The organism is Arthrobacter sp. JSM 101049, assembly GCF_041679245.1.
Taxonomy (GTDB): domain Bacteria; phylum Actinomycetota; class Actinomycetes; order Actinomycetales; family Micrococcaceae; genus Arthrobacter_H.
Genome location: NZ_JBGFFC010000001.1, coordinates 1,033,533 through 1,056,280 on the forward strand (window position 1 = coordinate 1,033,533; position 22,748 = coordinate 1,056,280).

Consider the following 22,748-nt stretch of genomic DNA (forward strand, 5'->3'; position numbering starts at 1 on the left):
CGGCCGGACGCGGTGTCCGGCCGGGAGACGCCGAAGCGCGGCGCGGACCGGGGTCCGTGCCGCGCTCGGGCAAGCTGTGGCGAAGCCTAGGACTGGGCCGGCTCCTCGACGACCAGCGGGTACACGCCGTTCTCGTCGTGGACCTCGCGGCCGGTCACGGGTGGGTTGAAGACGCAGGCCATGCGCAGCTCGGTGGTGGCGCGTACGGTGTGCTTCTCGTTGCCGTCCAGCAGGTACATGGTGCCGTCGGTGATCTCGTGGACTTCGCCGGTCACCTCGTTGGTCAGCGTGCCCTCGCCCTGGACGCAGTACACGGCCTCGATGTGGTTCGCGTAGTGGAACGTCGAGGTGGTTCCGGCGTAGATCACGGTGTCGTGGAACGAGAAGCCGACGCCCTCGCGGGCCAGGACCATGCGACGGCTGCGCCAGGTCTCGGACTTGATGTCGCGTTCGGTGTCGTTCAGGTCGTTCAGGTTCACTACCTGCATGGTTCCTCCTGGGAAGTCGTTGGTCGTTCACGGTGCCCTCACCGGACACCTCGGTTCTTTCACGCCGGGGAGATGGGTTGGCATCCCCCCGGCGTGGAATCTGGGGGCGGGTGGCCTAGGCGGAGGCCAGGGCGGGCTTGCCGGTGACGGTGCGCACAGCGTCGGTGATGACGGCGAGGCCGCGCTGCAGCTCGTCGTCGGTGATGGTCAGCGGCGGCATGACCTTCAGGACCTCGTCCTCCGAGCCGGAGGTCTCGACGAGCACACCGTGGGCGAAGGCCTCGGCGGCCACCTTGGAGGCGGTGTCCTTGTCGGGGAAGACCACGCCGGCCAGCATCCCGCGACCGCGGATAGCGGCGCCGTCGACCAGGCCGGCGATCCCGTCCAGGCCCTGGTGCAGGGCAGCGATGGTGCCGGCCAGCTCATTCTGGAAGTCGTCGGTGGCCCAGTACTTCTTCAACGCTGCCGTCCCGGTGACGAAGGCCGGGTTGTGGCCGCGGAACGTGCCGTTGTGCTCGCCCGGGCCCCACACATCCAGTTCGCGGCGGAACAGGGTCAGAGCCATCGGCAGGCCGTAGCCGGAGATCGACTTGGACACGCACACGATGTCCGGCTCGATCCCGGACTCCTCGAAGCTGAAGAACGTGCCCGTGCGTCCACAGCCGGCCTGGACGTCGTCGACGATCAGCAGGACGTCGTGGCGCTTGAGCAGCGCCGAGAGGTTGCGCAGCCATTCGGCACGGGCGGCGCGCAGGCCGCCTTCGCCCTGCACCGTTTCGACGATGACGGCGGCGGGCTTGTCGATGCCCGAGCTGGTGTCCTCCAGGGAGCGCTCCAGGAAGGCCAGGTCGGAGCCGGCACCCTCCAGGTAGTCGTCGTAGGGCATCTTGGAGGTGTTGCCCAGCGGGACGCCCGCACCGTGGCGCTTCATGGCGTTGCCGGTCACCGAGAGCGAGCCCAGGGTCATGCCGTGGAAGGCATTGGTGAACGAGATGATGTTCTGGCGTCCCGTGACCTTGCGGGCCAGTTTCAGCGCGGCCTCGACCGTGTTGGTGCCGGTAGGGCCGGGGAACATGACCTTGAAGTCCAGGTTCCGGGGCTTGAGGATCAGTTCCTGGAAGGTCTCCAGGAATTCCCGCTTGGCCGGGGTCATCATGTCCAGCGAGTGAACGACGGCGCCGCTGGCCAGGTAGTCCACCAGCGGGGCGGTCAGGGCCGGGTTGTTGTGGCCGTAGTTCAGCGCTCCGGCTCCGGCGAAGAAGTCGATGTACTCCGTGCCGTCCTCGGCGGTCTGGATGGCTCCGGAGGCGTGGGTGAAGACGGCGGGCCAGCTGCGGCTGTAGCCGCGGACCTCGGATTCGAGCGTTTCAAAGATGTCAGTCATAGTCATTCCCTTCGTAGGTGCGATGACAGGCGTGGATACGGCGCGGGCACCACGTGGCGCCCCGGCGTCGAAAAAAGTCGTGGGTAGGGGGACTAGCCCTTGGAGTTGCTGGCCGCCAGGTTCAGCGAACGCAGGTCCGCATCCAGGCCCAGCGGGGCGATCCGGTAGAGGTACTCGGTGTCGTGGCCGTCCGGGTACATGGCGGTGGTGAACAGCGGCTCGCGGTCGCACTCGGCCTCGTGGCGCTCGGCAAAGCGCTGGAAGAGGTGGTTGGACGCGCCGTTGTCGGCGGTGATCGTGGTCTCCAGGCGATCGGCATTGGTGCGGATGGCGAGCTCATCGAGCATGGCGGCTGCGAGCCCGCGCTTCTGGTAGTTGGCGCCGACGGCGACCTGCCAGATCATCAGCGTGCCGGGTTCATCGGGGCGCATGTAGCCGGTGACGTACCCGGCCGACTGCCCATCGACCTCGGCCATGAGCGAGCTCTGCGCGAAGTCGCGGCACCAGAGCAGGTAGGAGTAGGACGAGTTGAGATCCAGCACCTCGGAATCCTTCGCCATGGTCCACATGGCGGCTCCATCGTCGGTAACTGGGTGGCGAAATGTAGCCTCGGACGTGGTGTTTACGAGTTCATTTTCCATCCCCTCCAACGTAACGTGATGAGATTTTCGATCAACCCGAGGGGCGGTGATTTGACACGGAAACCCCCCGGGAGGAGACTTTCGCCGCCGTGCCCCCAATCGGAGGGATCCCAAAGATGCCAAGGGATGCCGAGGAGTGGCCCCGGGTGATTTCCCCGTCTGTCTATCGTTACCGGTTCGTTATATTACCCGGGGCTTCTCCTGCGGGTTTTTCCCCCGCCGGGACGCCTGTCCCCAGCCCCGGAACGGCTGGTTCGACACCTGCGGAGGCCACCACGGCGGTCGTATTGCGGATGAAGACGACGAGCCAGGCGAACACGATTCCCGCCGCTGCGAGCTCGAGTGCGGTGAGGTTGTAGTACTGCACCGGACGCCACAACAGGGCGGCGGCGACGAGGGCGGCCACCGAAATATAGGTGAGCAGGTAGAAGGCCTTCGGGAAGCCCGGAAGCCAGAGCGGCACACCGGCCAGCAGCACGACCAGGACGACCGCCAGGACCTGCACGAACGATGTATGCACCCGTTCGAATGTATTGACCGGGAACAGGCCGATCCCCACCATGCAGGCCCCTCCGGCGACCAGGCAGGCCCGCACCACGGCGGGACGGGGACGCAGGAGCCGGTCCGCGCGCAGGGCGCGGTGCCAGCGGCGGGAGGCACCGGCGTCGTGCCGGCGTCCCGCGAGCACCTCGGCCCACCGCTTGAGGTCGCGGGTGATGAACGCCGAGAGGGTGGTCATGATGATCCCGGAGGTGGTGATCGTCGTGTTGAACGTCCAGAAGGAGGTCAGCCCGGCCTGCCCGGTCCCCAGCTCGCTGAACATCGAGTGCCACCACAGCGGGTTCTCCGCGTAGAGCATGCTCACGAGCATCCCGGAGGACATGAAGATGGCCAGCATGACCGACAGGGCCACGGCCGTGATCCGGGCTCCCGAGGTGTAGCCGAAGTAGCCGGCGATGCCCGCCGAGACGGCCAGCATCACGGTTCCCGCCACGGGATCAACCGTCAGCCCGGAGAACGCCTGCTGGAAGAGCCGGAAGAGCACCAGCGCGGACATGGTGGCGATGGACGCGTGGACGACCAGTAGCGCGGCAACGTCGACGATCTGGCGGACCACCGGACGGGCGCCGAGCCACAGGTGGACGGTGCGCACGTTCTGGACGTAGCCGGCGACGAAGGCCGCCCCGGCCATGGTCCCGGCCACGACGGCGGCATAGATCGCCACCGAGCCGTCGCCGGCCAGGGGCGGGCGGTATCCGCGGAAGGCTATGAGCCCGACGGCGACGGCGACGACCGCCGCCGCGACGCCGGCCCAGATGGAGCGCGACTCGATGTCCAGCTGTCGCCGGGCGACGGGGGGCGTTGCCTGGTCCTGCATCTCTCGCCTCCTGACGGGCACCTTGGCGCGGGTGGCTGGCACCTCGATTCTGCCATGAGGTGCCACGCGCCACGGGGGCGAGGGGTCAGAAGGGATAGGGGGCGATCTCCGGGCGCATCGTCAGCCACTGCACTTCGGTGAAGGCCTCCATGTTGGCCGCGGCACCGCCGATCCGCCCGCCGTTGCCCGAGTCCTTGACTCCCCCGAAGGGCGAGTTCGCCTCGTCCGAGACGGTCTGCTCGTTGATGTGGACCTTGCCCGATTCCAGCCGGTCGGCCAGCTTCATGGCCTCCCCGACGTCACCGAGGATCGAGACCGAGAGCCCGTAGCTGGAGTCGTTGGCCATCTTCACCGCCTCGTCGAGGGTGGAGAAGCTGCGCACGGGGGCCACCGGGCCGAAGATCTCCTGGCTCCACGCGTCGTGCCCGTCGTCCAGGTCGGCCAGCACGGTGGGGTGGTAGAACAGGCCATCGCGCACCGATCCCCCGGCCGCCAGCCGGGCACCGGCGGAGACCGCGGACTGGACGAGACCGTCGATCCGCTGCAGCTGGCCTTCGTCGATGATGGGGCCAATGGCCACCGTGCCTGATTTCGGATCGCCCATGGGAAGGTTCCTGGCCTTGTCGGCCAAGGCGGCGACGTAGTCCTCGTAGAGGTCCTCGTGCACCAGGTGCCGCCCGGTGGCCATGCAGATCTGGCCCTGGTGCATGAAGGATCCGAACGCCGCTGCGGAGGCCGCCTTGGCCAGGTCCGCTCCGGGCAGCACGATCATCGCGGAGTTCCCGCCCAGTTCCAAGTGCGCCCGCTTGAGCAGCCGGGCCGCCGATTCGCCGATCTTCCGGCCCGCTGCCGTGGAGCCCGTGAATGCGATGACGCGCACCTCCGGGGCCTCGACGAGGGCAGCGCCGACGTCGGCGCCACCGGGCAGCAGCGAGAGCAGGCCCGCTGGCAGCCCGGCTTCCTCGAAGACGCGCATGATGGACACCCCGGCGCAGACGGTGGTGCGCGGGTCCGGCTTCAGCAGCACGGCATTGCCCAATGCCAGGGCCGGTGCGACGGCGCGGATCCCCAGGATGAGGGGGAAGTTGAACGGGGAAATGACCGAGACGACCCCGGCGGGACGGCGGCGGGCGAAGGACCAGCGGTCCTCGTTGGTGGTCAGCACCTCACCGGCGGGCAGTCCGGGCAGCGCCGCGGCCTCATGGCATTCGTTGGCCGCGGTATGGGTTTCCAGGCCGGCCTTGGCGGGGATGCCGCCGGATTCCCTCACGATCCACTCGTCCAGCTCCGCGGCGTGCTCTTCCCAGAGGGCACCGGCCCGGCGCAGGACGGCGGCGCGTTCCTCCGGTTTGCGGGCCGCCCACTCCTTTTGCGCTGCGGCGGCGGCCCGGGAAGCGTCCAGGACGTCCTCGCGGGAGGCCACGCCGTAGCTGGCCAGCGTGTCACCGGTGGCCGGTTCCACTGCGGCCGACGTGCCGCCTCGCCCTGCCTTCCAGCCGCTGGAGTAGATTTTCGCGTCCCAGAGTGAATCGCCAAGGAAGGTCACGGTGTCAGCCTTTCGGTCGGAGGATCGGGAAGCCGCGGGGCCCCTGCGCCCATTGTGCCCATGTTCCAGCACGAAGGGACAGGGGGCCGCCCGAGGGGGCCGGCCCGGAGCCGGGCTCCGGGCCGTGGATTCACCGGGCCAGCCGATGCAGCTGGGCCTTGCGCAGCACCGCCGGGTAGTAGCCGTACAGGTATCCGGCGGTCGTCGGGTGCAGATTCACCGGGTCAGCCGGGTTCAGCGGGTTGAGGTGGATCCAGGACACCGGGGAGCCGATGCCGTGCCACGTGAACGCGCTGGTGACCGGGACGAAGCTGGCATGGCCCCGGGTTCCGGCACGGACCGCGCGATTGAGCTGGTCCGCGAGCCGGTTCAGCGCCCGGGCGTTGCCGGCGGTGATGACTGCATTGTCACCGAACTGCGGGGAGAACAGCCGCGGGTATCCCAGCACGAGGATGCGCGCGCGGGTGGACCTGTCGATTTTCCGCAACGTGGAGCGCACGTCGGAGGTGATTCCCGGCATGGCCCTTCGTGCCGTCGTCGTGGCCAGGGCGCAGGCCTGTGCGGTCCCCTGCGTGCTGCAGGCGGTCGCGATCCCGCGGAAGTCCAGATCGTTCCCGCCCAGCGTCAGCGTCACCAGCTCGGCTGCCGCGAGTTGTGGCTTCAGGCCCGCGGCAACGGTGGCCACGTCGGACGGGGTGGCCCCGGCACAGGCGGCATTGGCGATCAGGCGGACACCCGGCCGGGCCGCCAACCGGGTCACATGCGTGGGCCCGTCACCCTGCAGGCAGCCCGGGAAGGGGCCGGCGACGATGTTCCCGGAGCCGAAGCCCGCCGAGTAGGAGTCACCCAGGTTGACGTAGTCGATGCGTTGCGGAGGGTGGTGGTGGCGCTTTCCGGCGGTCCCGTGGAAGGAAGACCCGTGGGAGGCGGTGGCGTGGGTGGCCGGGACGCCGGCGGTCGGCGTGAGGGCGGCGGTTGCGGGTCCGACGCCGGTGGCGACGAGGGCCAGGGCGGCTGCGGTGGAGTAGAGCAGGGTGCGGAGTCGTTGTAGCTGGGTGCGGTGCATGATGAGGGTCCTTCTCCTGTCCCCTCCGCCCAAACCTGCGCGGAGAGGCGGTCCCGAGAGGTCGGGCGGCGACAGGCGGGACCCCCAGGGGTCCCGCGTGGATCCGCCCCCAGGGGAAACCACCGGCCGTCGACCCGGATGCCTCGCGGGGTCGGCGCAACAGGCCAGGCGCCCCGGAACACGGGGCACGCGCGTGATGTCATCGTAGGACGGGACCGCGGAGGAAGGAAGGTTTGTCATCCCCGACGGCGGGCCCCGGGTTCAGGCCCCGATGAGCTCGCTGCGGATCAGGAAGCGCTTGCCCTCCGGTGCCTCGACGGAGAATCCGGAACCGCGGCCGCTGACCACGTCGACGGTCAGCCGGGTGTGCTTCCAGTACTCGAACTGTTCCCGCGACATCCAGAAGTCGAGCTCGCCCAGGGGTGCACCGTCGTCGTCCGTGAGGTCGAAGACGCCCAGCCGGATGTCCGCCTCGGCCGTGATGAAGTCGCCGTCGGGGAAGCACATGGGCGAGGAACCGTCGCAACAGCCTCCGGATTGGTGGAACATCAGCGGGCCGTGGCGGGCCCACAAGGTGCGCAGCAACGCCTGGGCGTCGGCGCTCAGGCGCACCCGGGTGAAGTCCTCCCCCTCGATGGTGGGGCGGGCGTCGAGCACCGTGTCCATGGTCGTTTCCCTTTCTGCTGGGTCCGAAGCCCCGGTCCTGCAGCGCCGCGGGGGCGCTGCAGGACCGGGGCCCGGATGCCGCTGGTTGCCGGTTAGGCCGCGCCGACGTAGTCGATGACGACGCGGCCATCGATCTTCGCGTGGCGCATCTCGTCGAAGACCGCGTTCACGTCTTCCAGTGGCCGCGTGTGGAACGTGGGCTTGATCTTGCCCGCCGCGTAGAACTCCAGGGCCTCGATCATGTCCTGGCGCGTGCCCACGATCGACCCGCGGATGGTCAGGCCCTTGAGCACGATGTCGAAGATCGGCGCCGGGAACTCGCCCGGGGGCAGCCCGTTGAAGACGATCGTCCCGCCGCGGCGGGTCATGCCGATCGCCTGGCCGAACGCCGCAGGGTGGACAGCCGTCACCAGCACGCCGTGGGCTCCCCCGGTGGCCTCCTGGATGGCCTCGGCGGGATCCGCGGCGAAGGCGTTCACGGTGACCTCGGCGCCGTGGCTGCGGGCCAGGGCCAGCTTCTCCTCGGCGACGTCGACCGCGGCGACCCGCATGCCCATGGCGACGGCGTACTGCACGGCGATGTGGCCCAGTCCGCCGATGCCGGAGATGACCACCCATTGGCCGGGCTTGACCTCCGTGCGCTTGAGCCCCTTGTAGACGGTGACGCCGGCACAGAGCACGGGGGCGATCTCGTACGGGTCTGCGCCCTCGGGGATGTGCGCGGCGAACTTGGCGTCCACCAGCATGTACTCGCCAAAGGATCCGTTCATGGAGTACCCGCCGTTGGCCTGGGACTCGCAGAGCGTCTCCCAGCCGGTGCCGCAGAACTCGCAGCTTCCGCAGGCGCTGGCGAGCCAGGCGTTGCCGACCAGGTCGCCGACCTTGACCTCGGTCACGCCCTCCCCGATCTTTTCGACGTAGCCGACGCCCTCGTGACCGGGGATGAGGGGAAGGTTGGGCTTGACCGGCCAGTCGCCGCCGGCGGCGTGCAGGTCGGTATGGCAGACGCCGGAGGCGACCAGTTTCACCAGCGCCTGGCCGGGGCCGGGCTCGGGGATCTCGGTGCTGTCGACGTCCAGGTCCTGGCCGAACTCGCGGACGATGGCTGCTTTCATGGTGCTCATGGGTATTTCCTGTCGTTGAGGGGCCTCGGGCGCGCTCCAGCTACGCTGCCGGCGCACGCCGACGGCCTCCGGGTGGGGAAATGCGCGGTTTAGAAGAAGCCCTGCTTGTTGGGGTTGTAGGAGACCAGCAGGTTCTTGGTCTGCTGGTAGTGGTCCAGCATCATCAGGTGGTTTTCCCGCCCGATGCCCGAGGACTTGTACCCGCCGAACGCCGCATGGGCGGGGTAGGCGTGGTAGTTGTTCACCCAGACACGTCCTGCCTGGATCTCGCGGCCGGCACGGTAGGCGGTGGACCCGTCGCGGGACCAGACGCCGGCACCGAGGCCGTAGAGGGTGTCGTTGGCGATCTTCAGCGCGTCGTCGTAGCCGCTGAAACGGGCCACGGAGACCACCGGCCCGAAGATCTCCTCCTGGAAGATGCGCATCGAGTTGTCGCCCTCGAAGATCGTCGGCTGGACGTAGTAGCCGCCGGAGAGGTCCCCGCTGAGGTCGGCGCGGGCGCCACCGGTGAGGATCTTGGCGCCCTCCTGCTGGCCGATGTCCATGTAGGAGAGGATCTTCTCCAGCTGGTCGTTGGACGCCTGGGCGCCCATCATGGTGTCGGTGTCCAGCGGGTTGCCCTGCTTGATCGCCTGGGTGCGTGCTGTGACGTCGGCGAGGAACCTGTCGTAGATCGACTCCTGCACCAGGGCGCGCGACGGGCAGGTGCAGACCTCACCCTGGTTCAGCGCGAACATGGTGAAGCCCTCCTGCGCCTTGTCGTAGAACGCGTCGTTTTCGGCGGCGATGTCCTCGAAGAAGATGTTCGGGCTCTTCCCGCCCAGTTCCAGGGTGACCGGGATGAGGTTCTGCGAGGCGTACTGGGAGATCAGCCGTCCCGTGGTGGTCTCGCCGGTGAACGCGATCTTGCGGATGCGCTTGTTCGAGGCCAGCGGCTTGCCGGCCTCCAGGCCGAACCCGTTGACGACGTTCAGCACGCCCGGGGGCAGCAGGTCGCCGATGATCTCCATCAGGACCAGAATGGACACGGGCGTCTGCTCGGCGGGCTTGAGCACGACGGCGTTGCCCGCGGCGAGTGCCGGGGCGAGCTTCCACACGGCCATGAGGATGGGGAAGTTCCACGGGATGATCTGTCCGACCACACCGAGCGGCTCGTGGAAATGGTAGGCGGTGGTGTTCTCGTCCAGTTGCGAGAGCCGGCCCTCCTGGGCGCGGATGGCCCCGGCGTAATAGCGGAAGTGGTCCACGGCCAACGGGAGGTCGGCGTTCAGCGTCTCGCGCACCGCCTTGCCGTTGTCCCAGGTCTCCGCGACAGCCAGCTTCTCGAGGTTCTCCTCGATGCGGTCGGCGATCCGGTTCAACACCAGTGCCCGTTCGGCCGGGGAGGTGCGGCCCCAGGCGGGGGCAGCGCCCTCGGCGGCGTCGATGGCCGCCTCGATGTCCTCCGCCGTCCCGCGGCCGACCTCGCAGAACACCTGCCCGGTGACGGGGGTGATGTTCTCGAAGTACCCGCCCTTCACGGGTGACTTCCATTCACCGCCGATGTAGTGGTCGTAGCGGGGCTTGAAGTCCAGTAGTGCGCCATCGGTTCCGGGGGCGGCGTAGACGGTCATGACAACTCCTTTGTTGGTGGCCCGGAGCGGCCGCGGGCCGCAGGGCCCGTGGACGCATCGGCTGGTTCCGCGTGATGTGGATCACGCTATGCCAGCAGGGGTTGCACCAACGTTGCATGTCCGCCGGGAGGCTAGGCGAGCTCCGCTTCCAGGCGCTGGAGCCGGGAGACGACGACGGAGCGGCCGGGTGAGCGCGGCGGCAGGATCTGGAGCGCTGTCCTCAGTCCGTCGACGTCATCGGCGGCCTCCGGCAAGTCCAGGTATTCCAGCAGCATCCCGGGGTCGGCGTCGTTGAGCATGGCCTCGCGCAGGGCACCGGAGACCTCGACCCGGATGTCCGCGATGCCCGGCGCGTCGGACCGGGGCAGGACCGGGCCGCCGTAGGTGTCCAGCGCCTGCCGGTGGCGCCCCGCGGCCAGATGGCGCAGGACGTCCCGCGCATCGGTACCCACCGTGGGCGCGACACGGTAGGGGCGCGAATCGAGGCCGATGGCCGACGCCTCCTGCCCCAGGGCCTTGCGCAGGCGGACCATCTCCGCCCGGGCGCTGACCTGCTGGTTGGTGTCGCCGAAGAGCAGCCCGGCGAGTTCGGCGGCATCCAGGCCGCCGTGGTGCCAGGCCAGCAAGGTCAGGATCTCGATGTGCCGTCCCCCCAGGACCCGGCGCGCCGGACCGCGTTCGAGCACGGGATCGTCGTATCCGAGGACCCGCAGCCGTGCGGGCCCCGCAACGGGGGCGGCCGGCATCACCGACGTGGCACGCCCGGGGGTCCCCGAGGAGGCCCCGCGGGCGGCCAGGTCGAGGGCATCCAGGCGCAATTGCGACTCGGCAGCGGCGACCGCTGCCTGCAGGAGGGCGAGCGAGTGGCCGGCCACGGCGTCGTCGTTGCCCGTCAGATCCACCACGCCGAGCAAACGGCCCGTCAGCGGGCAGTGGATGGGGACCGCCGAGCAGCTCCAGCGGTGGGCTTCGGGGCTGAAGTGCTCCGCACCGCTGACCTGCACCCCGGATCCGGTCGCCAGTGCCGTGCCGGGCGCCGAGGTCCCGACGGCCCGTTCGGACCAGTCGGCCCCCGGCACGAAGGACATCAGCTCGGCGGCACGGCGGGCCGTGGGGTCACCCTCCACCCAGAGCAGACGACCCGCGTCGTCCCCGACGGCCACGAGGATGCCCGTGTCGCGTGCCGGCTGGACCAGGAGCCGGTCGAACACCGGCATCACGGAGGCCAGGGGGTGCGTGCGGCGGAATTCGTCGAGTTGGGGGTCGCTCAGGCCACTGAGGGCCCGGGCGCGCGCGGGATCGCGGTGGAAGCCGAGCGAACGCACCCAGGAGTCGTGGACCACGGGCCGCAGTTTCGGGAACCCGGGGTCGTCCCAACCGGACAGGGCCGGCCCGCCGGAGGCCAGACGGGCATGGGCGCGCTCGGCTTGCTGCTGCAGCACCGGCGAAGCCGGAGACGTCAAGGCCATGAGTTACCACCATCCAGGCGCCGGTTGCCGCACAGGAGGATCCTGGCGCATCGCGACCACGGGGAATCGAAACAACCCCTGTGGCCTACGGCACAGTGTAAGGGGCAGGGTGCCGGAGGTGGAAGCCCCGGCGGCTGCCGTGGACAGGCCGGCCAGCCGTTCAGGCGGTGCAGGCCTCGTTGGAGCAGCCGGCGTCACGGGGAACCCAATGGGCCGCCCCGGTGCCCTTGTCCTCCCATACGATGTGGCGGTGCTGGCCGCACGAATTGCACGCGGGGGCCACGTAGCTGGCCTTTTCCTCGTCGGTGTATGCGCGATAGTCGCCCATGGCTGCCTCCCGGTGTCGGTGCCTATGGTGCCACTCTATGTCCGAAGCCCGGGCGGCGGTACCCTCCGGTTCAGTGGCGGTTGCGGGCCCGCATATAGAGGTTGAAGGCCGCGGTCATGGGCTTGTTCAGGGGTTTGTCCCACTCCCCCAACGTCTGCACGACGTTGCAGCCCAGGGTCGTCTTGAACAGGGTGAGCCCTGCCAGGTGGTGTTCCTTGTCCAGCGTGGCGGAGACGCCGCCGTGGTCCAGGAACGCGCAGCCGTCGGCCAGCGAGTCGATGATCATCCGGTGGATCAGCGCCTTGGGGGCGAAGAGCTTGCGCTCGGACGCCGAGGAGGCGCCGTAGACGTACCAGGCGCCCTGGCCGCTGGAGACGCGGATGGCGGAGGCCAGGTCGCGGCCTTCATGCACCGCGAAGTAGAGGGTGCAGGTGCCGGGTGCGTGCTCGTTCAGGGCATTGAACATGGTGGTGAAGTAGCTGGTGGGCCGCCCGGTGAACCCGTCGCGCTCTGCGGTTTCCCGGTACAGGGCGTGGAAGCGTTCGATGTCCTCGACGCTGCCGGCCTGGACCTCCAGCGGGCCGGAGGCCGCCTTGCGGGTCTCTCGCCGTGCGTTCTGGTTCATCTGTGCCAGCACGCCGTCGACGTCGAGCGCTTCGCCGTCGGCTCCGGCCAGCGGGATGCGTGCCTGGAATTCGGGCTGGCCGGCGTTGAAGTCCTCGCTGACCTCCTGCTTGGTCCATCCCTCGGCGCGCAGGGCATCGGCGAGCGCCACGGCGCGGGTATCGGTGTGCAGCGTGTCGAGTTCGGTCATCAGCGCATGCCCACCGGCGGACAGTGCCTTGCGCACCACTCCGGCGGCCCAGCTGCGCTCCACGGCGGGCAGGCCCATGCGGGCCAGGAAGACCTTGCTGGCCTTGAAGTGGGCCAGCATCGGGGCGGTGACGTCGCCCGGCTCCAGTTCGTTCCAGTCGGCGACCGGCCCCTCGGGCAGGTAGGCCAACGTGTACTTGAGCTTCGGGACGGGGCGGTGCAGAACCTGCACGGAGGCCCTCAGGATGCCGGTGGGGTCGAACCAGCCGAGGTATTCCGCACGCCATTCGCCCTTCACGCGCGCCCAGGCCGGCAACTGCATGAAGCTGGCCTCGGGATGGGAGGCCAGGTGGGCCAAGTGGTCGTCGGCGGGGATCTGGCGGACCGAAAGCTGGGTGGATGTCACGCCAGCCAGCATAGCAACGCGCCCCGGGGCTCCGGCCGTCCGACACTGCGGCCCGGCCCAGGGGTGACCCGGGGCACGACGGCGGCCCGGCACCGCCGTCACCATCCCGCCTTAATACCCCCGTGGGGTACTTGACGAGATACCCCACTGGGGTATACGTTGAGGGCATGGACAGCGCGACGACCACCACCGACGAACACCGCGAACACGGCTACACCGCCGATAAGACGGCCCTGCTCAAGCGGCTCGGCCGCATCGAGGGGCAGGTCCGCGGCATCGCGCGCATGGTCGACGAGGAGAAGTACTGCATCGACATCCTCACGCAGATCTCAGCGGTCAACGCCGCCCTGCACAAGGTGAGCCTCGGCCTAGTCGAGGAGCACATCGGCCACTGCGTGGTCGGCGCCGCCCAGGATTCACTGGCAACCGGCAACCCGGAGATCGTCAACGACAAGGTCCGCGAGGCATCCGCCGCCATCGGCCGCCTGCTGCGCTGACCTGCCCACCCCGACCACCAACACCCGAGGGAGCATCAACATGAACACCACCACCATCAGCATCGACGGCATGACCTGCGGACACTGCGTCGCCTCCGTCACCGAGGAGATCACGGGCATCGACGGCGTCTCGAAGGTCGACGTCGACCTCAACGCCGGAGGCATCTCGACGGCGACCGTCGAATCCGCGGGACCGATCAGCGAGGCCACCCTGTCCGAGGCCGTCGCCGAGGCCGGTTACACGGTGGTCGGCAACAACGCCTGACCCATGCCTGACACCGCAGGATCCCCCACTTCCCCGCCCTTGCCGAAGGAGCAGCACCCCATGGAAGAGCACGAAGCCCTCACCACCGACGGAGCCCGGGTCATCGACCTGGACATCCAGGGGATGAGTTGCGCCTCGTGCGTCGGGCGGATCGAGCGCAAGCTCGGCAAGATCGAGGGCGTGCAGGCCAACGTCAACCTACCGCTGGAATCGGCGCGGGTGACGGCCCCAGCAGGGGTTTCGGACACCGACCTGCTGGAGACCATCCAGGCCGCCGGCTATGGCGCCCGGGTGAAGGCCGACCCCCACGCGGGCTCCGCGCACGGCCCGCGAGGTGACCACGACGGAGACCGGCACCCCGGGGACCACGGCGACCACCTGAACCACGGCGGTACGGCGGATGAGCTGCGCCCCCGCCTCATCGTCGGCGCGATCTTCACCCTCCCGCTGTTCCTCATCTCCATGGTCCCCGCACTGCAGTTCCCGCACTGGGGCTGGGTCGCCCTGGCCCTGGCCACCCCGGTGACCTGGTGGTCGGCTTGGCCGTTCCACCGCGCGGCGGCAGTGAACGCCCGGCACCTCTCCTCCACCATGGACACCCTGGTCTCGATCGGCGTGCTGGCCGCGTACCTCTTCTCCCTCTGGCAGCTGGTCATCGACCCGGCCCTGACCGCCCACGGGTCGGCGATGGACATGTCCCACCACCAGCTCTACTTCGAGACAGCGGGCGTCGTGGCCACCTTCCTGCTGCTCGGCCGCTGGCTGGAGGCCCGCGCCAAGTCCTCGGCCGGTGACGCGCTGAAGACCCTGCTCAGCCTGGGGGCCAAGGAGGCGAACGTGCTGCGCGACGGCGTGGAGGTCCGCGTCCCGGCCGCCGAGCTGGTGCCGGGAGATGAGATCGTGGTGCGTCCCGGGGAGAAGATCGCCACCGACGGCTACATCCTCGAGGGCGCCTCCGCCATCGACACCTCCCTGATCACCGGCGAATCCGCACCCACCGAGGTCGGGGTGGACGACACCGTCACCGGTGCCACCATCAACACCTCGGGCCGCCTGCTCATCCGCGCCACCCGCGTCGGCGCGGACACCACCCTGGCCCAGATGGGCCGCATGGTCTCCGACGCCCAGACCGGCAAGGCACCGATCGCCCGGCTCGCGGACAGGATCTCCGCGGTGTTCGTGCCGATCGTGCTGGCGATCGCCCTGGCCACGTTCATCGCCTGGCTGGTGTTCACCGGCGACGTGCAATCCGCCTTCACCGCCGCCGTCTCGGTGCTGGTCATCGCCTGCCCCTGCGCCCTGGGCCTGGCCACCCCCATCGGCCTGCTCGTGGGCACCGGCCGCGGCGCCCAACTGGGCATCCTCATCCGGGGCCCCGAGGTCCTCGAGGACACCCGCCGGGTCGACACCGTCCTGCTGGACAAGACGGGAACCGTCACCGAGGGCCGGCTCGCGGTCACCGACGTCATCGCCACGTCCAGCCTCGGCGAGGACGACCTCCTGGCCCTGGCCGGAGCCGCCGAATCCGGATCCGAACACCCCATCGCCCACGCCATCGCCGCCGCCGCGGCCGAACGTCCCGGCGCAGCGGCGACTACGGTCTCCGGCTTCACCTCCTCCCCCGGGGGTGGCGTGCGCGCCACGGTGGGAACCGCCGTCGTCCTCGCCGGGCAACCCGCCTGGCTGCGGGAAAACGGCGTCGACCCCGATGAGGCCACGCTCACGGCCCTCCGCACGGCCCAAGAACAAGGCACGACGGCGGTGCTCGTCGCCGTCGACGGCGCCACTGTGGGCGTCATCGGGCTGCGCGACACCATCCGGGCCAGCTCGCCGGAGGCCATCGCCCGGCTGCGTTCGCTCGGGCTGCGCCCGGTGCTGCTGACCGGGGACAACGCCGACGTCGCCCGGCTGGTGGCCGCCGAGGTCGGGATCGCGCCGGAGGACGTGTTCGCCGGGGTCCTGCCGTCCGGGAAGGTCGACAAGGTCGCCGAGCTGCAGGCCGCCGGCGCCGTGGTGGCGATGGTCGGCGACGGCGTCAACGACGCCCCCGCCCTGGCCCAGGCCGACCTGGGGCTGGCCATGGGTTCGGGCACCGACGTGGCGATCGCCGCGGCGGACATCACGGTCATGGGCAACGACCTGGCCCAGATCCCACAGGCGATCGAGCTCTCCCGCAAGACGTTGGGCACGATCAAGACGAACCTGTTCTGGGCGTTCCTCTACAACACCATCGGGATCCCGGTCGCCGCGTTCGGGCTGCTCAACCCCATGATCGCCGGCGCAGCCATGGCCGCCAGCTCGGTGCTGGTGGTGCTGAACAGCCTGCGCCTGCGCGGCTTCGGGAAGTAGCCAGACGCCCGGGCACGGCACGAAACGCAGTATTCTTGAGGCCGTCATGACCAACCCACCGGCCTCCCGCGGCCTCACCCGCGGCCTGAGCGCCCGACACATCCACTTCATCGCCCTGGGATCGGCGATCGGGACCGGCCTGTTCTACGGGTCGGCGGAGGCCATCCAGGAGGCGGGGCCAGCCGTCCTGCTGGCGTACGTCGTTGCCGGCGCGGCAGTCTTCGTGGTGATGCGCTCCCTGGGCGAAATGGCGGTACGCCACCCCGTCCCCGGATCCTTCGGCCAGTACGCCAGCCGGTATCTGGGTCCACTGGCCGGTTTCATCACCGGCTGGACCTTTGCGTTCGAGATGGCGATCGTGGCCCTGGCCGATGTGACAGCGTTCGGCGTCTACCTGGGGTTCTGGTTCCCCGACGTCCCCCGCTGGATCTGGGTCCTGGCGATCATCTTCGTCATCGCCGGTCTGAACACGATGCGCGTGAAGGTCTTCGGCGAACTGGAATTCTGGCTCTCCCTCATCAAGGTCGTGGCCATCCTCGCGATGATCTGCGGGGGCATCACCCTGATGGTCTTCGGGTTCCACCTGCAGGCCGAAACGGCAGTGGGACCGCAGAACCTCATCCAGCACGGCGGGTTCATGCCCCATGGCGTGGGCGGGATCATCGCCTCCCTCGCCGTCGTCGTCTTTGCCTTCGGCGGCATCGAGACCATTGGCATCACCGCCGGCGAGGCCAGCGACCCCGGACGCAGCATCCCGAAGGCGATCAACACGGTCCCGCTGCGCATCCTGCTGTTTTACGTGGGGACCCTGGCCGTGATCATGTCCCTGTTTCCCTGGGACAAGATCGGTTCCGAGGGCAGCCCGTTCGTGACGATCTTCGCCCAACTCGGCATCCCGGCAGCACCCTCGATCCTCAATGCAGTGGTCATCACCGCCGCGGTCTCCGCCATCAATTCGGACATCTTCAGTGCCGGGCGGATGCTCTTCGGCCTGGCCCACCAGGGGCAGGCCCCGCGGGCCTTCGCCCAGGTCTCCGCCAATGGAGTCCCGCTGCTGACGGCTGCCATCATGGGTTGCACGCTGCTCGTTGGCGTGGTCCTCAACGCCGTCATCCCGGAGAGGATCTTCCTGGTGATCGCCTCGATCGCCAGCTTCGCCACTGTCTGGGTCTGGATCATGATCCTGTTGGCGCACATCGCCATGAAACGTGAACTCGCACGTGAGGGCGCGGCCCCTTCGGCCTTCCCGGTGCCCGGGTGGCCGGTCGCCAGCCATGCGGCGCTGGCCTTCATGGTGCTGGTCCTGGTGGTGCTGGGCTTCTTCGAGGACACCCGGACAGCGCTATATGTCGGAGCCGCGTGGATCGTCCTGCTGGTGATCGCCTATCGGCTCTGGGTCAGGGGAGACGGCCGACGGCGGGCGGAACTTGACGGCGCGGGCACCGACGCGGACGCGGACGCCCGATAACTCCGCACCCCGGGGTCCCACCTGCAAGACTCGATGCATGAGCGAACAACGGAACTACGGTCGCTACGCAGCCAAAATGAGGAAACACGTCGAGTCCGGAACGGACCTGGAAGTCGACGTGCGCTTCATTGACATGCTCAGTGCTCGCGGGGCGCGCATCCTGGATATCGGATGCGGCATCGGCGCAACGGTCAGGGGTTTGCGGAAACGTGGCCACGACGCCTACGGGATCGACCCCACGGAGACGGTCCTCCGGGTTGCCCGGGAACTTCACGACCCCGAGTGGTTTCGGCCCCTCTCCGCCACGCAAGCCACACCAGAGCAGCTGGCAGGCAGCGGCCTTCCTCCTTCCTACGACGTCGTCCTCTTGTCCGGCAATGTCCCGTCCTTCGTCCCTGCGGACGAGCTGCCGGCGGTGTTTGCCTGTATTGAAGGCATCCTGGTCCCGGGCGGCTTGCTCGTGACCGGAACGACGACGGGAATCCCGGGCGGCCCGGCCGACCAGGACGCTGCGGCGGAAATGACCGGGCTGACCTTGGAACACCGGTATGCAGACTGGCATCTCGGCGCTTACGCATCCGATTCACCGTGGTCCGTCAGCGTCTTCGCTGCGGCGGGAACCCCGGAGCCGATCAATGCTCCGGACGGCATATTCGTTCTCAGCCGGTGAATAAGGTGAAGCGAAATCGGGTCATGAGTCACACACAATCGGACCTCACGCCGTCTCTCCTTGATGAGCTGGAGGAAGTCTGGCCTCGGCATGACTGGAGCAACACCGAAATTCGGCACGGCGCCTTCCACACTGCCGTCATGCTCGAGGATGCCGTCTACCGGGTCAGGCATGGTCGAAACCGTCGTCTCGCCATATACGCCGAGGTCGCCGTGATGCAGAAATTTTCGGAATTCGATCTGAGGGGCTCCACGCCCCGGGTCATCGCAGATGGTTTCCACGCCGCCGAATGGTCAGCTTTCGGGACAACACGGTTACCGGGCACACCCCTGGTTCCAACCTCGTGGGCCAGTGACCGCCACATCATCCTCCCCCTGCTGGACTCGCTCCGATCCGTGGAGGCCCACCTGGACACTGGCATTCCGGAGTCACGGCAGTGGTGTGGCGGTCGCGACTTTGCAGACCTGCTGGAGCAGCTCATGGAGGATATCGCTCCACCGGTCAGGGCTTCCGCACGTGACACGGTCGCCATGATGTTCAGCATGGAAAACGACGAGATGAAGCTTTGCCACGGGGACTTCGGGCCACACAACATCCTCATCAGTGACACCGGGATCGGTCTGATCGACCCCGACAACCTCTGTCTGGGGGATGAAGCCCTTGACGTCGCCCCCTTGCTGGGGTCATATTCCACCGGCGACCTGAAGCAGGATTTTTCCCAAGAATTGCTGCAGCGCGCTGCCGCGATTAAGCGCGCTCTTCCGCTTCAGGTGGCAGTCGCCGCAGACTTGGCTGGCGACGAGGGGTTGCGCAACCACGCGCTCAACAACTTCGCCACCCGGCGCGGATTCCGATCGGCGCATGCGGCGTCGTGAGGACTTTCAGGCCACCGACATCTCCGAAATCCGCACCGTCGTGCCGCGGGGTTCCCGAGGAAACCGGGCTTCACGTCCTGACCTCGGGCCTGTTACTGGCCAGGGATTTCGAGGTCGTCCCCGGCCCTTCCGTCCTGGTGATTGCAATCGGCGTCGCCCTGCAGAGACCGCGCGCGGACGCCACCACGTCAGGTGGGCATCGGTGGATGGGTTGGAAACCGATGGCTGATCTGGGTTAGCTTCGACTTCCGGAGATCTGTCGGCAAGCCATCCCCCTGGCATTCCGCTAGGCGGACGCCCGGCGCCCGGCTTCCTGCACCAGAACCACGGTGCTGGCCAGCGCTTCGTCGCCCAGCCGGTAGGACGGTCCGGCCACGCCGATCTGCGCGATCATCGAGCCGTCGGCCCCGAAAACAGGGGCTGCAGCCGAGGTCAGCCCCTCCTCAAACTCCTCCAGGGCGAGCGCATAGCCACGCTCGGCGGTGGCGTCCAGTTCCCGGGCCAGCGCCTGGCGATCGGTGATGGTGGCCGGGGTATACCGCTTCAACCGTCCTTTGAGCAATTGCCCCCGGGCGGCGTCGTCCTGCAGGGCCAGCGACACCTTGCCCGGTGACGTGCAGTGCAGCGGGGTCCGCCGGCCCAGCCAGCTGCGGCTGACCACCGACGATCCGGGGAGGATCTGGTCGATCGTGACCGACTCCCCGCCTTCGGTCACGTTCAGGGTCACGGTTTCCCCGCATTGCCCGGCCAGCCAGACGCAGGCCTCGTGAACGCGCGGGCTGAAACTGTGGGTCGCGGGAACGGCTTGGGCCAACCGGACCAGGCCCTCCCCCAGCTGGTACTCCGCACTGTCGGAACGCTGCTCCACCAGCCCGTGGTCCAGCAACGTGTTGAGGATGCGGAAGGCCGTCGACTTGTGGACGTCCAGTTCCTGGCCGACCGAACTGACGGTGCTGGCCCCTTCACGGGCCAGGTATTCCAGCACGACGGCGGCACGATCCACCGACTGGATCCCGCCCTTGGCCACGCGTTCGCTCTGTGCCGTCATGGCGCTCACGCTACCAGCAGGAATCGTACGGTTTGGCCACGTGCCGGGGCATGGCTCAGCCCTTCATCCTGAGGTTCTCCGGGTCGAACACCGGAGTGCGGCCCGCGCTGAGGACGGTGACCGGATACCGGCGGGCGAAGTACTCGACGTGCAGGTGTTTGCCTTCCTTCGCGTGCTCCGGCGGCAGGTACGCCATCAGCAGGTAGCTGCCGGCCGACGGGCCGTCACCTGCACTGGTGACATAGGAGCGTCGCCCGCAGGCATCGGTGATGGCGTTCCCCGCGGAGTCCAGGATGGGTTGGTTGCCGGTGGGGAAGCGTGGCGTGCCGGCCTCCGGTGGCTGGGCGTCCAGGCCCAGGGTGCACAGCACCGCTGCGGGTTCGCCCTCCCGTGCCCGCAGGTAGGAGTCCTTTCCGATGAATTCCGCATCCTTGACCCGCGGCAGTGCCAGGCCGGCCTCGACCGGGTTGTAGTCGGCGGAGAGTTCGGCCCCCATCAACCGGTACCCCTTCTCCAGCCGGGCGCTGGTCCCGTAGACACCGATCCCCGCCGGCCGGATGCCCAGGGGTCGTCCGGCCTCGGCGAGCGCATCCCAGAGCCGCAGCCCCTGGTCGACGCTGGTGTGCAGTTCCCACCCCAGCTCGCCCACGTAGGAGATGCGCAGCGCCAGGACCGGGATGTCGCCGACGGTGATGTCCCGCGCCGTGCCGAAGCCGAAGGCCGCGTCGGAGACGTCATCGGCACTCACCGCCGCCAACACCTCACGCGCCCGCGGGCCCCAGAGTCCGACGGTCGCCGTTGCCGAGGTCAGGTCGGCCAGGTGGACCGAGCGGTCCGCGGGCAGGTGTTGACGTAGCCACGCGAAGTCCCGTCCCGCGTCGCCGGCACCGGTGATGACGCGGTAGTGCCCGATGCCCAGCCGCACCAGGGTGAGGTCGGAGCGGAAGCCGCCGCGAGGGTCCAGCAGCGGGGTGTAGATGATCCGGCCAACGGGTCGGTCAACCTGGGCCATCGCCAGTGATTGCAGGAAGTCCATGGCCCCGTGCCCGGCGACGTCGAATTGGGCGAATGCCGACAGGTCGATCATGGCCCCGCGTTCGCGCAGGCACAGGTGCTCGGCAACGCTGATCGGCGAGTGCCACCTGGCGTCCCATTCGTGCCCGCGCCGGGGCACTGCCTCGCCAAATTCCTCGAGCAGGTCGGCGTTGGAGGCAAACCACTGCGGCCGCTCCCATCCGGCGGCTTCGAAGAATTCCGCACCGTTCTCCAGATGCCGTGGATGGATCGGCGAGCGCCGCAGGCTCCGCGCGCTGGCGTATTGTTCGCGCGGGTGCACGATCCCGTAGGTCTTGGGGAAGGCCTCGGTGGCGCGGGCGCGCACGAACGAGCGGGTGCGCTGGGAGGGGTGGAACCTGGCGATGTCGTCGGCGTGCAGGTCGACCTCGGCGGAGCCCTCGGTCATCCACTGGGCCAGGTACCTCCCCACGGCCGGGGCCTCACGGATCCACACGGCGGATGCCGACCAGAGACCGTCGACCTCCGGGGTGGGTCCCAACAACGCCCCGCCATCCGGGGTCAGGGACAGCAGCCCGTCGATGGCCAGGGTGCGTTGCAGCGATGGGTCGCGCAGCACCGGGAACAGCTGCCGGGCGTGCTCCAGCGGACCGGCGAAGTCGGCTTCACTGAGCGGGAGCTGGGTGGGCGAGAGGGGAACGGTGCCCACGCGGGCCAGGGATTCGGCGTCGTGCAGTATCGACCGGTGCGCGTAGGAGCCGATCTGCAGCTCGCCCCAGCGTTGGCGTTCGTACATCTTGGCCGTCATGTCGCGGATGATCGGGGTGTCGATTTCCACGCCGCTGGCCGTGAAGTCGGCGATGGGCCCGAGGTTGATCATCTGGTGCACCGCGGGGGTCAGCGGGATGCCGGCGCCGGCCATCGACCCGATCTTCGGGGACCAGACCCCGCAGGCGATGACCACGGTGTCGGTGGCGACGTCCCCGGCAGTGGTGCGCACCCCGGTGATCCGTGCCGGCCCGCCCCAAGAGGACGGTTCGGTGAGCAGCCCGGTGACCTCCGTGTTCTCCGCAATCGTCAGCGCCCCGGCGTCGAGCGCCGCCCGGCGCATCAGCTGCCCGGCGGCCACCGGGTCGACCACGGCAGTCGAAGGGGTGTAAAAGCCGCCGGTGATCAGCGAGGTGTCGACCATCGGGACCAGCTGCCCGACCCGGTCGGGGTCGATGAGTTCCGCGTCGACACCCCAAGATTTCGCGGAGGACAAACGACGCCGCAGTTCGTCCTGCCCGGCATCGTCACGGGCGACCTCGATGCCCCCGCAGGTGGTCAGCACCCCGAGGTCGCTGAACTGGTGCATGGACTCGACGGTCAGTTCGGTGACGTTGCGGTGGTGGTCGACCGGGAAGATGAAATTCGAGGCGTGCCCGGTGGAGCCACCGGGGTCGGGTAGCGGGCCCTGCTCGACCAACAGCAGGTTCCGCCACCCGGCCGCGGCAAGGTGCTTGACCAGCGAACTGCCCACGATGCCGGCACCGATGACGACGGCATCGGCCCGGTCCGGCAGGTTCCCTGCGTCCGGCGGCTGCGGCACACCGGTGGGCTGGGGCGTGGTTTCAGTCGGCTGGCTCATGGCTCCTCCT

At 68.8% G+C, this 22,748-nt stretch carries 20 protein-coding genes; 6 read left to right on the top strand and 14 right to left on the bottom strand.

Going from position 1 to position 22,748, the window contains the following annotated elements:
- Positions 1-86: 86 nt before the first annotated feature.
- The 12 genes from AB8M85_RS04875 to AB8M85_RS04930 all read right to left on the bottom strand — a co-directional run bounded on the left by AB8M85_RS04875 (position 87) and on the right by AB8M85_RS04930 (position 12,922).
- Positions 87-488: an ectoine synthase gene (locus AB8M85_RS04875; RefSeq protein ID WP_372697619.1), complete on the bottom strand. Its 402-nt coding sequence runs from the start codon at positions 486-488 to the stop codon at positions 87-89.
- 115 nt (positions 489-603) lie between these two features.
- On the bottom strand, positions 604-1,872 hold the full coding sequence (gene ectB, locus AB8M85_RS04880; RefSeq protein ID WP_372697620.1) for a diaminobutyrate--2-oxoglutarate transaminase: 1,269 nt from the start codon (positions 1,870-1,872) through the stop codon (positions 604-606).
- Between the two features lie 92 nt (positions 1,873-1,964).
- Positions 1,965-2,441, bottom strand: a complete 477-nt coding sequence (ectA, locus tag AB8M85_RS04885) for a diaminobutyrate acetyltransferase (RefSeq protein WP_372697621.1) — start codon at positions 2,439-2,441, stop codon at positions 1,965-1,967.
- 241 nt (positions 2,442-2,682) lie between these two features.
- Complete coding sequence (locus AB8M85_RS04890) at positions 2,683-3,891, bottom strand: hypothetical protein (protein WP_372697622.1); 1,209 nt, start codon at positions 3,889-3,891, stop codon at positions 2,683-2,685.
- Positions 3,892-3,976: 85 nt separating this feature from the next.
- Entirely contained in the window at positions 3,977-5,437 is a 1,461-nt protein-coding gene (locus AB8M85_RS04895; protein ID WP_372697623.1) for an aldehyde dehydrogenase family protein, read from the bottom strand.
- 130 nt (positions 5,438-5,567) lie between these two features.
- Positions 5,568-6,503 (bottom strand): SGNH/GDSL hydrolase family protein, encoded by a 936-nt coding sequence (locus AB8M85_RS04900; RefSeq protein WP_372697624.1) that lies wholly within the window; start codon positions 6,501-6,503, stop codon positions 5,568-5,570.
- Between the two features lie 261 nt (positions 6,504-6,764).
- Complete coding sequence (locus AB8M85_RS04905) at positions 6,765-7,169, bottom strand: DUF779 domain-containing protein (protein ID WP_372697625.1); 405 nt, start codon at positions 7,167-7,169, stop codon at positions 6,765-6,767.
- 92 nt (positions 7,170-7,261) lie between these two features.
- Positions 7,262-8,293, bottom strand: coding sequence for an alcohol dehydrogenase AdhP (gene adhP, locus AB8M85_RS04910; RefSeq protein ID WP_372697626.1), 1,032 nt, complete (start codon positions 8,291-8,293; stop codon positions 7,262-7,264).
- Between the two features lie 89 nt (positions 8,294-8,382).
- Positions 8,383-9,906 carry an aldehyde dehydrogenase family protein gene (locus AB8M85_RS04915; RefSeq protein WP_372697627.1) on the bottom strand — a complete coding sequence of 508 codons (1,524 nt, stop codon included), beginning with the start codon at positions 9,904-9,906 and terminating at the stop codon, positions 8,383-8,385.
- 131 nt (positions 9,907-10,037) lie between these two features.
- Positions 10,038-11,375, bottom strand: coding sequence for a GAF domain-containing protein (locus AB8M85_RS04920; protein WP_372697628.1), 1,338 nt, complete (start codon positions 11,373-11,375; stop codon positions 10,038-10,040).
- Positions 11,376-11,535: 160 nt separating this feature from the next.
- Positions 11,536-11,703: a hypothetical protein gene (locus tag AB8M85_RS04925; RefSeq protein ID WP_372697629.1), complete on the bottom strand. Its 168-nt coding sequence runs from the start codon at positions 11,701-11,703 to the stop codon at positions 11,536-11,538.
- A 70-nt stretch (positions 11,704-11,773) separates the two neighbouring features.
- Positions 11,774-12,922 (bottom strand): lipid II:glycine glycyltransferase FemX, encoded by a 1,149-nt coding sequence (locus AB8M85_RS04930; protein WP_372697630.1) that lies wholly within the window; start codon positions 12,920-12,922, stop codon positions 11,774-11,776.
- A gap of 167 nt (positions 12,923-13,089) precedes the next feature.
- Here AB8M85_RS04930 and AB8M85_RS04935 point away from each other — a divergent pair, with 167 nt between their 5' ends.
- The 6 genes from AB8M85_RS04935 to AB8M85_RS04960 all read left to right on the top strand — a co-directional run bounded on the left by AB8M85_RS04935 (position 13,090) and on the right by AB8M85_RS04960 (position 19,046).
- On the top strand, positions 13,090-13,419 hold the full coding sequence (locus tag AB8M85_RS04935) for a metal-sensitive transcriptional regulator (protein ID WP_372697631.1): 330 nt from the start codon (positions 13,090-13,092) through the stop codon (positions 13,417-13,419).
- Positions 13,420-13,459: 40 nt separating this feature from the next.
- Positions 13,460-13,684 (top strand): heavy-metal-associated domain-containing protein, encoded by a 225-nt coding sequence (locus AB8M85_RS04940; RefSeq protein WP_372697632.1) that lies wholly within the window; start codon positions 13,460-13,462, stop codon positions 13,682-13,684.
- Positions 13,685-13,744: 60 nt separating this feature from the next.
- Positions 13,745-16,033 (top strand): heavy metal translocating P-type ATPase, encoded by a 2,289-nt coding sequence (locus AB8M85_RS04945; RefSeq protein ID WP_372697633.1) that lies wholly within the window; start codon positions 13,745-13,747, stop codon positions 16,031-16,033.
- Positions 16,034-16,079: 46 nt separating this feature from the next.
- Positions 16,080-17,501, top strand: a complete 1,422-nt coding sequence (locus tag AB8M85_RS04950) for an amino acid permease (RefSeq protein ID WP_372697634.1) — start codon at positions 16,080-16,082, stop codon at positions 17,499-17,501.
- A gap of 37 nt (positions 17,502-17,538) precedes the next feature.
- Entirely contained in the window at positions 17,539-18,171 is a 633-nt protein-coding gene (locus AB8M85_RS04955) for a class I SAM-dependent methyltransferase (protein ID WP_372697635.1), read from the top strand.
- Positions 18,172-18,311: 140 nt separating this feature from the next.
- Positions 18,312-19,046 carry a phosphotransferase gene (locus AB8M85_RS04960; protein ID WP_372697636.1) on the top strand — a complete coding sequence of 245 codons (735 nt, stop codon included), beginning with the start codon at positions 18,312-18,314 and terminating at the stop codon, positions 19,044-19,046.
- 286 nt (positions 19,047-19,332) lie between these two features.
- Here AB8M85_RS04960 and AB8M85_RS04965 read toward each other — a convergent pair whose 3' ends face one another.
- Complete coding sequence (locus AB8M85_RS04965; RefSeq protein WP_372697637.1) at positions 19,333-20,094, bottom strand: IclR family transcriptional regulator; 762 nt, start codon at positions 20,092-20,094, stop codon at positions 19,333-19,335.
- A gap of 55 nt (positions 20,095-20,149) precedes the next feature.
- Positions 20,150-22,738 (bottom strand): FAD-dependent oxidoreductase, encoded by a 2,589-nt coding sequence (locus AB8M85_RS04970; protein ID WP_372697638.1) that lies wholly within the window; start codon positions 22,736-22,738, stop codon positions 20,150-20,152.
- Positions 22,739-22,748: the final 10 nt, after the last annotated feature.

Bases quoted from the DNA above. Each gene is read 5' to 3' on its own strand.
- AB8M85_RS04875 (WP_372697619.1), bottom strand. From the start codon at position 488: ATGCAGGTAGTGAACCTGAACGACCTGAACGACACCGAACGCGACATC.
- ectB (WP_372697620.1), bottom strand. From the start codon at position 1,872: ATGACTGACATCTTTGAAACGCTCGAATCCGAGGTCCGCGGCTACAGC.
- ectA (WP_372697621.1), bottom strand. From the start codon at position 2,441: ATGTGGACCATGGCGAAGGATTCCGAGGTGCTGGATCTCAACTCGTCC.
- AB8M85_RS04890 (WP_372697622.1), bottom strand. From the start codon at position 3,891: ATGCAGGACCAGGCAACGCCCCCCGTCGCCCGGCGACAGCTGGACATC.
- AB8M85_RS04900 (WP_372697624.1), bottom strand. From the start codon at position 6,503: ATGCACCGCACCCAGCTACAACGACTCCGCACCCTGCTCTACTCCACC.
- AB8M85_RS04905 (WP_372697625.1), bottom strand. From the start codon at position 7,169: ATGGACACGGTGCTCGACGCCCGCCCCACCATCGAGGGGGAGGACTTC.
- adhP (WP_372697626.1), bottom strand. From the start codon at position 8,293: ATGAGCACCATGAAAGCAGCCATCGTCCGCGAGTTCGGCCAGGACCTG.
- AB8M85_RS04915 (WP_372697627.1), bottom strand. From the start codon at position 9,906: ATGACCGTCTACGCCGCCCCCGGAACCGATGGCGCACTACTGGACTTC.
- AB8M85_RS04920 (WP_372697628.1), bottom strand. From the start codon at position 11,375: ATGGCCTTGACGTCTCCGGCTTCGCCGGTGCTGCAGCAGCAAGCCGAG.
- AB8M85_RS04925 (WP_372697629.1), bottom strand. From the start codon at position 11,703: ATGGGCGACTATCGCGCATACACCGACGAGGAAAAGGCCAGCTACGTG.
- AB8M85_RS04935 (WP_372697631.1), top strand. From the start codon at position 13,090: ATGGACAGCGCGACGACCACCACCGACGAACACCGCGAACACGGCTAC.
- AB8M85_RS04940 (WP_372697632.1), top strand. From the start codon at position 13,460: ATGAACACCACCACCATCAGCATCGACGGCATGACCTGCGGACACTGC.
- AB8M85_RS04945 (WP_372697633.1), top strand. From the start codon at position 13,745: ATGGAAGAGCACGAAGCCCTCACCACCGACGGAGCCCGGGTCATCGAC.
- AB8M85_RS04950 (WP_372697634.1), top strand. From the start codon at position 16,080: ATGACCAACCCACCGGCCTCCCGCGGCCTCACCCGCGGCCTGAGCGCC.
- AB8M85_RS04955 (WP_372697635.1), top strand. From the start codon at position 17,539: ATGAGCGAACAACGGAACTACGGTCGCTACGCAGCCAAAATGAGGAAA.
- AB8M85_RS04960 (WP_372697636.1), top strand. From the start codon at position 18,312: ATGCTCGAGGATGCCGTCTACCGGGTCAGGCATGGTCGAAACCGTCGT.
- AB8M85_RS04965 (WP_372697637.1), bottom strand. From the start codon at position 20,094: ATGACGGCACAGAGCGAACGCGTGGCCAAGGGCGGGATCCAGTCGGTG.
- AB8M85_RS04970 (WP_372697638.1), bottom strand. From the start codon at position 22,738: ATGAGCCAGCCGACTGAAACCACGCCCCAGCCCACCGGTGTGCCGCAG.